10 protein-coding genes are annotated in these 12,100 nt (G+C 61.3%); 9 read left to right on the top strand and 1 reads right to left on the bottom strand.

All coding sequences use genetic code 11. The features are described 5' to 3' along the window. Positions 1-602: 602 nt before the first annotated feature. The 5 genes from AC07O2_RS06455 to icd all read left to right on the top strand — a co-directional run bounded on the left by AC07O2_RS06455 (position 603) and on the right by icd (position 8,022). Complete coding sequence (locus AC07O2_RS06455; RefSeq protein WP_495074917.1) at positions 603-1,778, top strand: hypothetical protein; 1,176 nt, start codon at positions 603-605, stop codon at positions 1,776-1,778. Position 1,779: 1 nt separating this feature from the next. Further along, complete coding sequence (locus tag AC07O2_RS06460) at positions 1,780-3,477, top strand: hypothetical protein (protein ID WP_495074918.1); 1,698 nt, start codon at positions 1,780-1,782, stop codon at positions 3,475-3,477. A gap of 39 nt (positions 3,478-3,516) precedes the next feature. Further along, complete coding sequence (locus tag AC07O2_RS06465; protein ID WP_495074919.1) at positions 3,517-4,011, top strand: hypothetical protein; 495 nt, start codon at positions 3,517-3,519, stop codon at positions 4,009-4,011. A 397-nt stretch (positions 4,012-4,408) separates the two neighbouring features. Next, complete coding sequence (locus tag AC07O2_RS06470) at positions 4,409-6,034, top strand: hypothetical protein (RefSeq protein WP_495074920.1); 1,626 nt, start codon at positions 4,409-4,411, stop codon at positions 6,032-6,034. Between the two features lie 725 nt (positions 6,035-6,759). Then, positions 6,760-8,022: an NADP-dependent isocitrate dehydrogenase gene (gene icd / locus AC07O2_RS06475; protein ID WP_495074921.1), complete on the top strand. Its 1,263-nt coding sequence runs from the start codon at positions 6,760-6,762 to the stop codon at positions 8,020-8,022. Between the two features lie 25 nt (positions 8,023-8,047). Here icd and AC07O2_RS06480 read toward each other — a convergent pair whose 3' ends face one another. Beyond that, positions 8,048-8,974, bottom strand: a complete 927-nt coding sequence (locus AC07O2_RS06480) for a LysR family transcriptional regulator (protein ID WP_495074922.1) — start codon at positions 8,972-8,974, stop codon at positions 8,048-8,050. A 92-nt stretch (positions 8,975-9,066) separates the two neighbouring features. Here AC07O2_RS06480 and AC07O2_RS06485 point away from each other — a divergent pair, with 92 nt between their 5' ends. From AC07O2_RS06485 to AC07O2_RS06500, 4 genes are all read left to right on the top strand, one after another. Further along, positions 9,067-10,152 carry a YeiH family protein gene (locus tag AC07O2_RS06485; protein WP_495074923.1) on the top strand — a complete coding sequence of 362 codons (1,086 nt, stop codon included), beginning with the start codon at positions 9,067-9,069 and terminating at the stop codon, positions 10,150-10,152. A 117-nt stretch (positions 10,153-10,269) separates the two neighbouring features. Further along, positions 10,270-10,671, top strand: a complete 402-nt coding sequence (locus AC07O2_RS06490) for a COG4315 family predicted lipoprotein (RefSeq protein WP_495074924.1) — start codon at positions 10,270-10,272, stop codon at positions 10,669-10,671. Positions 10,672-10,692: 21 nt separating this feature from the next. Beyond that, positions 10,693-11,196: an RNA polymerase sigma factor gene (locus AC07O2_RS06495; protein WP_495074925.1), complete on the top strand. Its 504-nt coding sequence runs from the start codon at positions 10,693-10,695 to the stop codon at positions 11,194-11,196. Between the two features lie 7 nt (positions 11,197-11,203). Further along, on the top strand, positions 11,204-12,070 hold the full coding sequence (locus AC07O2_RS06500) for an anti-sigma factor family protein (protein ID WP_495074926.1): 867 nt from the start codon (positions 11,204-11,206) through the stop codon (positions 12,068-12,070). Positions 12,071-12,100 lie beyond the last annotated feature (30 nt).

Consider the following 12,100-nt stretch of genomic DNA (forward strand, 5'->3'; position numbering starts at 1 on the left):
GGTTGGACCAGCGCATTGAACCCATCATTGAATGTTAGCTCTGCACGACGTCAGACAGAAGTACGCGACAGCACCTTTGATCGAGTTCGACCTCGGCTATCTGTCGGCCGCGATCATGGTGTCTGACAAGCCGGAATGACCGGCCCCACCATCAACCAGCACTCAACCTACGCATTTCGACCAAAGAAGCCACTCTATCGGCGAAAAAACGCCACCGGTTCCGATTCAAAAAGGCCAGCCGTTCCGATTTAATGTAGCCACCCGATGCGGCTGCAGTCTGTCGGGGCCTGCACCCGCTAGGCAGCGATTGCTGCCAGTCGTCCTGTGCAAGCCAACTTACGCAGCCGGCCAGGAGCCGCCGTACGCCGATGGCTGCTACGTGGCTGGCCATGGCGCGGTCGATGATCCGACGTGGGCGTTTGCAGTCGCTACAGAGCCGCCGTCTTTCGCCCCTGTCCAGGTTTCCTGCCACACGCAAGAGCCTGTTGAACTTAAGGTCTTGCGGGAGGACCGCGTCCTCGCTTCATGGCGGTAGTCACTGTGAGTTTGTACGGGGACTGTTAGGCCCGGCGCGCTACACTCAGGCGACACTTCGTTGATCCATGCAAAGCAACGTTACGAAAATCCAAATTCCGATGGGCCTTGCCGACTTTGCGCCAGGCCAGTGGAAGGGCGCCCTCGACGGAGGCGTCGAATTGGAGATTCCGGCGGACTACGAGCACCTGTTCTCGTCCGCTGGGTCCGTTGGAGAAGTGTTTGCAATCCAGCGCTTGCTTAGCCTTGCCAGAAATAAGACGCCGATCAATGTCCGGTGGCCGTCCGACCTGCTGACGCAAATGCCTACAGTGGCTTCGTTGCATCCCTTGTTGGCTGTTGCGGCCAGCCTGCAGGGAGCAACTCACGAATCCTTAGGGATCGGCGCCGAAGACGTTGACGATCTGCTCGCGCGCGCCAGGCGCCAGATATTCACCTACAGACTTCGCGGTGACTTCTTCACCGACAGCCAGATCTTGCTGTGCGTCGATGCCCGAGGCCACGGTCGGCCGCTGGACTTGTACGATCGATCGAGTAACGGGCTTAGGAGCCGCGAAGACATCGAGACGACGGTGCTGGGCGTGTTATCCCCGCATTTGAATAGCGACGAAACTGCCAGCGGGAAATTCGCGCTGGCTGGTGCGCTGGCGGTCATCGTCGCCGAGCTTTTCGAGAATACCCACCTCCACGGTCGCCTGGATTCGGCGAAAACCCCTGTGGGGCCCGACGCAATGCGCGGCTTACTGTTCAGGCGCATCAGTGTGACCTTGCCTGAGCACCAGAAGTTGGGTCGGCTCGTTGCGGAGCGCGAGGTGCCCGGCCTGGAGGTGTCCATCTTTGATTCAGGCTTGGGCTATTACACGTCGTATACCCGGCAGGCGTTGGATTTGTCGACGAGCCTCGACGAGGAATGGAAGGTCATGCATAAGTGCTTCGCTAGGCATTTCGATCCGGACCAGGTTGACCACAGGCAGCGTCAACGAGGCATGGGCTTGTACGAGGTCTTGCGCGCCCTTCAGGAACTCAAGGGCAGCATCGAGGTCAGGACGGGGCGTCTCTTCGCCTATCGCAGCTTTTTCGAGGGCGCAATCCTCCCTCAGATGCGTCCGCCTTCCGGGCCGTGGGCGCGGATCAGGCTCCCGAAGCCGGTCTTGCTAGACGTGCAGAACAGGCTGACGCCGAGACCGACCGCAAATGACTCTGTGGTCGGCGCAGCTCTTCGAATCTTGGTGCCGCTGGCTTGACATGCGAGCGCTAGCCCTGAGTACTCGATACCGGGAGGACACCTTCGAAGGCGATGCTTGCCTGCTTGTTTATGACGAGACGGAGCTCAGCGCTGCGATGGTGAGCAGCGACGTCCGAGACATATTGAACGCGCGTCCCAATACCTGGAAAATCTTTGTCGTTGCCCCATTCTTGGACGAAGCGTCGGTGATACGTGCAGCGTTGGAGGGGAGTGCCTTTGAGCGCGCTGCGGGCAAGATTGGCGTACTCGTTGGGCGCCGAACGATCGCTCAGTCGCTCACGTTGTACTTTCTTCATCGCAATGAGGTGGATGGCAAGATCGACGCGTCAAGTCCAGCCAGCGACGAGTTGATCCAAGGTTGGCTATTCAACCTCTTCGATCAGAGTCGTGCTCTTGTGGATGCGCCCGCCGGTGTCCACTTCGGCAAGGGCTCTGGCAAGCATGCCCGCCATTTCCTGCGCGCCAGTAGCGTGTTGCTTTCATCGGCGGCTTGTGGCTTCGTTGGCCTAGCAACGTTGGCCCGATTGTCGGCCGAGGAACCCCGTCGCATTTTCGTCGACACCGCACCGCTGGTCGCGGTAGCGCAAGCGATGCAACGCATTGCTCGCCACTTAGGTCAATGGGCCATTTCCCAGCCGGTCGTCTCATTCAGTTCCTATGGGGGAATCGACCGGGCACCGACAATGGGCTACGGTGATCTAGCGCTTGTTTCAGCGTCAACGTCGGGTTCGCTTTCTGATCGATTGATCGGCATGGGCATCGTGGCGGACAACGTCGTCACGCTTTTTTTGTTGAAAGATCCGTTGAAGCCGCCCGCACGGGGGAAGGTCGTTTGTGACCTGACTGCGGCGCCCAGCCGAACCTTCGGATATCGACCGATAGAAAGCTACCCGCCGGAGACCTGCCCAAGCTGCGCCCGTGGTGACGTCCTGGCTGAATTGGCGGGGGACCAGTTCTTGTTGGAGAAGCGCGCGATCAAGCGATTGAGGGTGTCCGCTGCATCACAGAAGAAGGACGCGCGAGCGTTTTTTGAGCGTCACGCCCGGACAGGACAAGTGCAGATCCAGCCATACGCAGCCGACGCGACTGCGAATCTCGTCAAGTTCGACATCGACCGCTTGACGCAGGAGGGGGAGGTACCGCAAGCAGTAGTGAGGCTGCTGCGGCGCTTCACGCCGTCGCCCTTGCACGCCATCGTCCTCGTCGACATTCATGAAGACACGGCGCGACGCTTGTTCGAGCTTGCGGATATGCGCCACGAGTTCGACGAGGCGCGGCGCATTGGCTGGGAGGAACTTGAGTCGCTCGCTCCGATCGAACGCGGGTCGATGCTGGTTCTGGCGGGTTGCTTGAACGATCATGGGCGAATGCGAGGCATCAACGCGACGATGCGAACGAAGGCTTCCCAGGGAAATGTCGCGTACCTGAGCGTCATTACGCTGGCGGATTCGCCCCGGAATCTGGGCGATCTGAGGATGTTCCTGAGTTATGGCCAACACGGCGGCGAAACGTTCATCGTTCGATCCGCTTACGACCTGATGTTGCCCTGGCAACGCGAGTCGGTGACTGCATGGGATGCGGAAGTCGAATTGCTCCAGCGCATGGCGTCAGATGGCGCATTGGAGCCTGAGCTCGCGACACGGCTCACCCGACTTGAAAGTATGTCTTGCGAGAGCGATGGGCTCCTACTCCCCTGAGCCGCGGGCGATCTCGCGATTGCTGCGGATTTCGTTTATTTGGGCACTGAAACGAACCTGGCAGCGATCAGCCAAGCGGACGTCCTGGCCGTTGTGAGCAACCTGCTAGCAACCGTTAGATGCAACGACGCCGCCTTGCCGGCGGCGCACATGAAGCCTTCCGGCGACGACATTCAGTGGAACCAGACGCTGTACGGCCAAGTCGTACTCGCGCCTGCGACGCTTTGTGCGCGCAACATGCGCGACTACAACGATTCGATCCTTCGCGCGGCCTTCCTGCGCATGGCGTTCAAGCAAGAGCTCGACTTTTCGATCGACGAACACATCAGCCATGAGGTGCTCGACGTGAGCATGACGGAACTCTCGGGTTGGTCGAGCGGCCGAGGCAACGCGTTACCGGAATGGTTGTTGTCGATAGCTTGCGACCGGCTTCGGCTTCATTCATTTCACACGCCGAGGCTCCTAGACGCCATGCGTGCGGCCGAGCTGCCGGCTTGGTTGGTTCAGCTCGCCGGAAGAATCGAAACCGACTGAAGCCAAGCCGCGCATTGACCTCGTGGTGAATATCCACGGACAGTAGGTGCCTGTCCTAGGCTCATCAGGCAATTCGATTTGGGGGACTGCAGCAAGGCGACACAATTGCGCCTCGAAGGCTCGGCACCAGAACACATAGATTTCCGGTGCATTGGCTGTCATGCCGGTCGCGGAAGCACGCTCAGCGCTGATTCAATTACCTGTCCTCATCCGTCGTTTAGCGTGTAGACTTTAGCTCGCGCCGTTGCATGGTCGGCGCGCTGCCCATCCCCCAGGGCCCATTGGGCCACAGCAAAGTGGAATCGACCTGCGTTTTTCTGCCCTAAGGTCAGCTCTTTGTGAGCACCAGGGAAGGTGGGTGGGCGTCTCTGGTGCAGATTGCATAGAGGACATAACCATGAGAGATTCCACACTTGTCGAATACCAGCTCGACACCATCCATCGCCAGGCCAAGCGTTTCGCGGTAAAGCTCAAGCTACCAATCACTGCAGCCAAGGACGTCTTGGCTAGGGCGTTCTACCGGTGCGCCGAGTGGAGTGATTTGGAAGAGCGCCTGAAGAGCCGAACGCTGGACAGGCACATTCAACTGCTGACGGCTCTACCTCGGTCCGACGAGGCTCGTTCGTACTTCGCTGCGATTAGTCGCGGCCTGGCCAAGTCGTTGAGCCAGCACATATTGACCAACTCAAACCTGGCTGGGCTGCTTGATCACGTCCGGGAGGTCTTTGCCGTTGGTTCGAACCCAACAACGCTTGATGATCTGGTGCCAACCCTCAAGGCGTTGGCTTGGCGACCAGCAGGCATTGGCCCCGACCCATGGGCGGTGGTGGAGTCCGAGGCTGTGGTCAATGGAGCCTGCCTCAGGCTGGTCGGCACGCGAACCTATCTGCCGAGGTACTACGACTTTGGTCCCAAGCACGAGTCCGGTGAGTACGCGGAGCCGTTAGAAGGCAAGCTCCGAATCATCTGGACAGAACCGATGGCGTGGTACCAGGCCGCCCTGGACTACCTTGATGACCTGGACGCAGAGGATGTGCAGCTTCCGGTTGTCGAACTCACCAAAGAGATGGCTCGACATCAGGCGTGGTTCGAAGCCGCCCTTGTGACAAGTGGCCGCATTGCGGAGTACAGTGCTGGCGACGACGATCTTGTGCCGGCCATTCTGGAGGGGCAAAACTGCTACGTCGTCTTCGGCTATCCAGTCCGGCCCACTACGGAAGCGGAGCAGGCAAGCTTCACCATCGTCGAACTCGCGTCAACAGACGATAACTTCAGCCAAGTAGCAATGCTGCATGAGAGCCCAGTCTGCATGGAATGGATCGCGTATGACCCAAAGACTCAAAGACACCCGGGCGAGTTCGACGACTACTTCGTGACATTGAAGCAGGCGATTCTGGGAGATGAAAGTCTGCCTGCGACGTCTCGCAATGATGGCCAGCCGGGCTTGTTGTTTGTTCGTCCGGCGACCGACTTCGACATCCACCAGGAGCTGAAGGTTGATTTCACGTACCTCGCCGATGAGGTTGCGTTCGTGTTGAAGACATCCAACATCACACTGGGCCGCGAGCTCCTAGGCAAGGTGGCGGCTCGAGACCTGATGGTTTATGCCCCTGCGGGGCGTCCGAGGTACTTTGCTCTGTTTTCGGTGCATCCGGCTGACGGATCGCCTGAGCTGAGCCTGACGTTTGATTCCGAAAGCCCCGGCAGGACGACGATGTCGAATCTTGTTCACGCCTATTACTGGAAAGAAAAGGAAGACAGGTGGGAGCTCTTGGTTGAAGTCGCTCCGCAGCTGATGACTATGGTCGACAGAATCGGCAAGAAGGCGCTGGACACGGCGATGAACCATGGTTTGGTTCAGCGCTTTCCTATTAAGTTCTTGGATGAGCTTGAGCAACCGCCCACGCGCTGCAGACAGGTCCCACAAGTACCGGACGAGATCGCCAAGGCGCTAGAGAGGCCATTAGACGGCAACGGCTATCTCACCATGCGCTGCGTGCGGTATTTGCGGGACAACTTCTAGTCTTTCTTCGAGGCAAGGAGCGCAACCCCGACGGGGTTGCGCTTCCGCCTTACGTCGTGGCCGCACAGCTGAAAGGTGAGAGCGCCCGCTACCGGAAATCCGGCGCTACGAGCTTCCGCAATCGGGTCGACAAGAAGGGTTCGGGACGCCCAGGTCAAGGACAGCAACCAACTTATAGCTGACTTAGTTTTAGCCAGTGTGAGCACGCACATGTGGCGTTTTGAATCGGAATGACTGGCAAGGCAGACACCGGAATCGGCGGCTTCTTTGGATCGGATTGGCTGGCTTTTTTGGCCGGATTACGCACTCAACCTCGATCAACGCAATGGGAGCGAGATGAAGGCCTGCAGAACTGCATCGCAGCCAAGAAAAGCGAAGGCAACTCCAGCGACCGAGGGTGAACTTTACAAAAATCAGTGCACACGAAATGCACATGAACGATCCTAAGTAGTTGATTTAATTGGTTTTTCTTATTTATCCATCATGGGCGCAACGGACAGGCGCCAGGGACTGTGGGCAGGGGACGTCATGGAATGCAGGGCTTGGGGAAATAGGCTAACCCGTGATTGTCCTGCTTTTCCCTATCTAGATCAGAGCCGCGCAACAGAAGCCATCCATGCCGATGCAGTAGGGGTTTAAAGTTAAACTTTATAAGCAGTCCTCGGCAAGTGCTGCCGCCAGGAGCATTGCGTGCCCGTTTCCTAATCCTCCGGAGTTTTACCCCCATGTACCAGCACATCACCGTACCTGCTGAAGGCCAAAAAATCACCGTCAACGCAGACACCACACTCAATGTGCCGGCCAACCCCATCATTCCCTACATTGAAGGTGATGGCACGGGCCAGGACATTACCCCGGTGATGCTGAAAGTGGTGGATGCTGCCGTGGCCAAGGCCTATGGCGGCAAACGCAAGATCCACTGGATGGAAATCTATGCGGGTGAAAAATCCACCACCATCTATGGCCCGGACCAGTGGCTGCCCCAGGAAACCCTGGCCGCCATACGCGAATACCTGGTGTCCATCAAGGGGCCGCTGACCACGCCGGTGGGCCGTGGCATACGCTCGCTGAACGTGGCCCTGCGCCAGGAGCTGGACCTGTACGTCTGCCTGCGCCCGGTGCAGTACTTTGACGGCGTGCCCTCCCCCGTCAAGGCGCCGGAGAAGATCAATATGGCGATCTTCCGCGAGAACTCCGAAGACATTTACGCCGGCATCGAGTTCGAAGCCGAGTCCGACAATGCCAAGAAGCTGATCCAGTTTCTGCAGAACGAGATGGGCGTGAAGAAGATCCGCTTCCCACATACCTCGGGCATCGGCATCAAGCCCGTGTCGCGCGAAGGCACGGAACGCCTGGTGCGCAAGGCGCTGCAGTACGCCATAGACAACGACAAGCCCAATGTGACCATTGTGCACAAGGGCAACATCATGAAGTACACCGAAGGCGCGTTCCGCGACTGGGCCTACAGCCTGGCGCAGAAGGAATTCGGTGCCGAGCAAATCGACGGCGGCCCCTGGATGCGCTTCCAGAACCCCAAGAACGGCAAGCAGATCATCGTCAAGGACGTGATCACCGACGCCTTCCTGCAGCAAATCCTGCTACGCCCGGCCGAGTACAGCGTGATCGCCACGCTGAACCTGAACGGTGACTATGTATCCGACGCGCTGGCAGCCCAGGTGGGCGGCATCGGCATTGCGCCGGGCGGCAACCTGTCCGACTCAGTGGCCTGCTTTGAGGCCACCCACGGCACGGCGCCCAAGTATGCGGGCAAGGACTATGTCAACCCCGGCTCCGTCATCCTGTCCGCCGAAATGATGCTGCGCCACATGGGTTGGCTGGAGGCCGCTGACCTGATCATCGCGTCCATGAAAGCCGCCATCGCCAGCAAGAAAGTGACCTACGACTTCGCGCGCATGATGGCAGACGCGATCCAGGTCAGTTGCTCGGGCTTTGGTGATGTGATGATCGAGCAGATGGAGCAGATGTAAGCATCCGCCCCGTGCCGATGCCCGCTCAGTCGCGGCGGGCCTCGGCATCCACCTGCTGCAAAAACTCCCGCAGGGCCGGCGTCACCTGCTTGTCGCGGTGCAGCACCACATAGCACTGGCGCTGCAGCTTAGGCAAGGTGGTGGATAGACGCTGCAACTGGCCAGCCTGGACGGCGGCATCCACCGCCCAAGCAGACAGGCAGGCAACACCCAGTCCGGCCGCTGCCGCGTGCCTGATGGCCTCGGAGCTGCCCATCTCCACGCTGCGCCGATAGCTGTGCAGATGCGGCAGCAAGGCCTGGTCGGTGGCCTCGCGGGTGCCCGAGCCCGGCTCGCGGAGCAGCCAGACCTGCTCCTGCAGATCGGCAACCGACCAGTTATCCGAGTGGCCCGAGTGGCCCGGCGCCCCGGCAGACGGCGCGGCCACCAGCACCAGCTCATCCTGCAGCCAGGCACGCACCGACAACACCGCCTGGTGGCACGGCCCTTCGATCAACCCGACATCCAGCTCAAAAGCCGCCACGGCGTCGCAGATCGCGGCGGTATTGCCTATCACCACCTGCGAACGCCAAGCCTCCGCACTGGCGGCCTGGCCGCCCATGAAGCCCGCCAGCAAGCGCGGCAGCACATGGCTGCCGATGGTAGTGCTGGCGCCGATGCGCAAAGACTGCCGCTGCGCGCTGCCATCGCGCGCCATCTGCTCTATGCCCGCCGCGCCGTCCAGCAAGGCCAGCGCCCGGGGCAGCAACGCACGCCCGTTGTCGTTCAGCAGCAGCCTGCGGCCCACACGGTCGAACAGCTGTAGCGACAGCAGCCGCTCCAGCTCATTCACCGCCGCACTGGTGGCCGACTGCGACAAAGCCAGCTCGGCGCTGGCCGCTGTGGTGCTGCCGCTGCGCGCCACGGCAGCAAATATCTGCAACTGGCGCAGGGTGAGTCGCAGCACGTCCATGGCAAGCAGCCTCTTATTTATCGATTGAATCGCTATATTTTACAAAGACAAGTCGTTGGACAGGTTGATCTACAAGGACCAGACTCGCCCCCATGAACACGACTTTGCCCCACCCTGCCGCCACGCTACCAGTCCCTAGCCCTCTGCGGCACCTGTTGCCAGGCCTGGCCTTGAGCGGCGCACTGGCCGCCGCCGGCATGGCACTGGGCCGCATCGCCTGGCTGCAAGAACATGGCTTCAGCCCGCTGACGCTGGCCATCCTGCTGGGCATGCTGGTCGGTAACACCCTGTACCCGCAGTTTGCAGGTGCCAGCGGCTTCGGCGTGGATTTCTGCCGGCAAACCCTGCTGCGTGCGGGCGTGGTGCTCTATGGCCTGCGCCTGACGGTACAAGACATAAGCCACGTCGGCATGGCGGGCGTGCTGGTCGATGCACTGGTGCTGGGCTCCACCTTCTTGCTGGCCTGCCACATTGGCACCCGCTGGCTGGGCCTGGACCGCAACACCACGGTGCTGATAGGCGCAGGCAGCTCCATCTGCGGTGCCGCCGCCGTCATGGCCACCGAGCCGGTGCTCAAGGCCAAGCCCGAGCAGGTCACCGTGGCCGTCGCCAGCGTGGTGGTATTTGGCACGCTGGCCATGTTTCTCTACCCGCTGCTGTTCATGCTGAACCAACATTGGCAGTTGGTTCCCGGCGGCGCGCCAGGCTTCGGCATCTATGCGGGCTCGACCATCCACGAGGTGGCACAAGTGGTGGCTGCCGCACGCGCCATAGACCCCAGCGTGGCAGACACCGCCGTCATCGCCAAAATGGTGCGCGTAATGATGCTGGCGCCGTTTCTGCTGGCGCTATCGGCCTGGCTGGCGAATGGCAGATCCGGCCACCACTGCGGCCACCAGCCCCCGGCCAAGCTGGCGGTGCCGTGGTTTGCGTTGGGCTTTGTCGCCACGGTGCTGTTCAATTCCTTGCAACTGCTGCCCCATCCGGTGCTCAGCCTGGCGACCGATTTGGATACCGGCCTGCTGGCCACGGCCATGGCGGCCCTGGGCATCTCCACCCAATTGGGCGCCATACGCCGAGCCGGCGCCAGGCCGTTACTACTGGCCCTGGTTCTATTTGTCTGGCTGGTGCTGGGTGGTGCGCTGATCAACCACTGGGTGGGCCTAGTGCTGGGCTGATGCAGCAAGGCACAAAAAAATGGCCGGTCTGGAATAAAGCGGCAAGGCCTTGCGTCTACACCTTGGTGGGCCCCAGGCACACACCCGACTATCCTTCACCACCTCAGGAGTTGCACCATGTTCCAGTCCGCCCCATCCAGCACCCGCCGTCCCGCCGCCGGCCAGCTCATCGCAGCCCTCGGCCTGTGTTTAGTGGCATTCGGCGCAGCCGCCGCCGACGCACCTGCCAAAGTGGACAACGGCATCCTGGTAGCCCCCAACGGCATGGCGCTCTACACCTTTGACAAGGATGCCGCCGACAAAAGCAACTGCAACGGCCCCTGCACCAAGGTGTGGCCGCCACTGGCCGCCACCGCCAGCGACCAGCCCATGGGTGCCTACGGCATAGCCACACGTGACGACGGTAGCCGTCAGTGGTCCTACAAAACCAAGCCGCTGTACTACTACCAAGGCGACCAGAAGGCGGGTGACCGCAGCGGCGACAATTTCAAGGATGTCTGGCACCTCATCAAGGAATAACGCGCCTTAGCCAACCAGCCCATGCAAGACGAACACCCCCTGCTGACATGGGCGCCCCGCCTGCGCCGCTATGCCCGGGCCTTGGTGGGCAACCGCGACGATGCCGATGATCTGGTACAGGACACGCTGGAACGCGCCTGGACCAAATCCGGGCTGTGGCACGGCGTGGCCGATATGCGCGCCTGGTTGTTCAGCCTGATGCACAACCTGCATGTGGACGGTGTGCGCCGTGGCCGACTGCAAACCGCCCCACTGGACCATGACACGCCCGAAATCGCCACCCCGCCCCACCAGCAAGAACAACTGGCGGTCATGGACCTGCAGGCTGCGCTAGACCAGTTGCCGCAGGAGCAAAAAGAAATACTGCTGCTGGTCGCCCTGGAAGACATGGCCTATGCCGACATTGCCGCCACGCTGGGCATCCCCCTGGGCACCGTGATGTCGCGCCTGTCGCGCGGGCGCGAACGCCTGCGCGCCGTGATGGAAGGCCGCGCCGCCCCCGCGCGGCTGAAGATCGTGAAGTGACGACACCATGCGCATAACCCCGCCCCCCACCTCGCCGGTCACCGAAGCCGAGCTCCACGCCTTTATCGACGGCCAACTACCCCTGGGCCGCCAGACCGAAGTCGCCGCCTATCTGGCCCAGCGCCCCGACGAAACCGAGCGCCTGGAAAGCTACCGAACCCAGAAGCTCGCGCTGCGCCACCTGTTCGACCCGGTGCTGTACGAGGCCCTGCCCGCCCGTGTGCGGCAGACGGCCCAGGGCGCACCACCACACACCGCCTGGTACCTGCAGCGGCTGGCCGCAGCCGCGCTGATTGCCGTGGTCGGCGCGGCCGGTGGCTGGGGTCTGCGCGGCCTGGTGCAGCCCACCGGCCCGCTGCTGGCCACCGCTACACCGACACTGCCCGCCAACGGCTTTGCACAGCGGGCCGCCGTGGCGCACGCGGTATACAGCCCCGAACAACGCCGCCCCGTGGAAGTAGACGCCGCACATGAAGACCAGTTGGTGACCTGGTTGTCCAAACGCATGGGCGTGCCCATGAAACCGCCGCATCTGCAAGCCCAGGGCTATACGCTGGAAGGTGGTCGCCTGCTGCCCGGCGGGCGCGGGCCGGTCGCACAATTCATGTACCGGCAGACCGCCGACACTGGCCAACGGCTCACGCTATATGTGTCGAACGACCTGGGCGATCTGGGTGCGGCCCAGGATGGCCCAAGCACACCAGGGGTACGCAATAGCGACACCGCCTTCCGTTTTGCGCAAGAGGGCAAGGTCAACGTCTTCTACTGGGTAGATGGGGGCCTGGGCTACGCCCTCTCGACCACTGCCGACCGGGCCGAGCTGGCCCGCGTGTCCACCGAGGTCTACCGGCAGCTGCTGGCTACGGCGCGATAGCCCTCCATCATTTGCTATAGATGTTATAGC

Source organism: Rhodoferax sp. GW821-FHT10B06 (assembly GCF_059415605.1).

What these genes read in the sequence shown, in the direction of transcription:
- icd (WP_495074921.1), top strand. Translation starts at nt 6,760, where the DNA reads ATGTACCAGCACATCACCGTACCTGCTGAAGGCCAAAAAATCACCGTC.
- AC07O2_RS06485 (WP_495074923.1), top strand. Translation starts at nt 9,067, where the DNA reads ATGAACACGACTTTGCCCCACCCTGCCGCCACGCTACCAGTCCCTAGC.
- AC07O2_RS06495 (WP_495074925.1), top strand. Translation starts at nt 10,693, where the DNA reads ATGCAAGACGAACACCCCCTGCTGACATGGGCGCCCCGCCTGCGCCGC.
- AC07O2_RS06470 (WP_495074920.1), top strand. Translation starts at nt 4,409, where the DNA reads ATGAGAGATTCCACACTTGTCGAATACCAGCTCGACACCATCCATCGC.
- AC07O2_RS06490 (WP_495074924.1), top strand. Translation starts at nt 10,270, where the DNA reads ATGTTCCAGTCCGCCCCATCCAGCACCCGCCGTCCCGCCGCCGGCCAG.
- AC07O2_RS06460 (WP_495074918.1), top strand. Translation starts at nt 1,780, where the DNA reads ATGCGAGCGCTAGCCCTGAGTACTCGATACCGGGAGGACACCTTCGAA.
- AC07O2_RS06500 (WP_495074926.1), top strand. Translation starts at nt 11,204, where the DNA reads ATGCGCATAACCCCGCCCCCCACCTCGCCGGTCACCGAAGCCGAGCTC.
- AC07O2_RS06455 (WP_495074917.1), top strand. Translation starts at nt 603, where the DNA reads ATGCAAAGCAACGTTACGAAAATCCAAATTCCGATGGGCCTTGCCGAC.
- AC07O2_RS06480 (WP_495074922.1), bottom strand. Translation starts at nt 8,974, where the DNA reads ATGGACGTGCTGCGACTCACCCTGCGCCAGTTGCAGATATTTGCTGCC.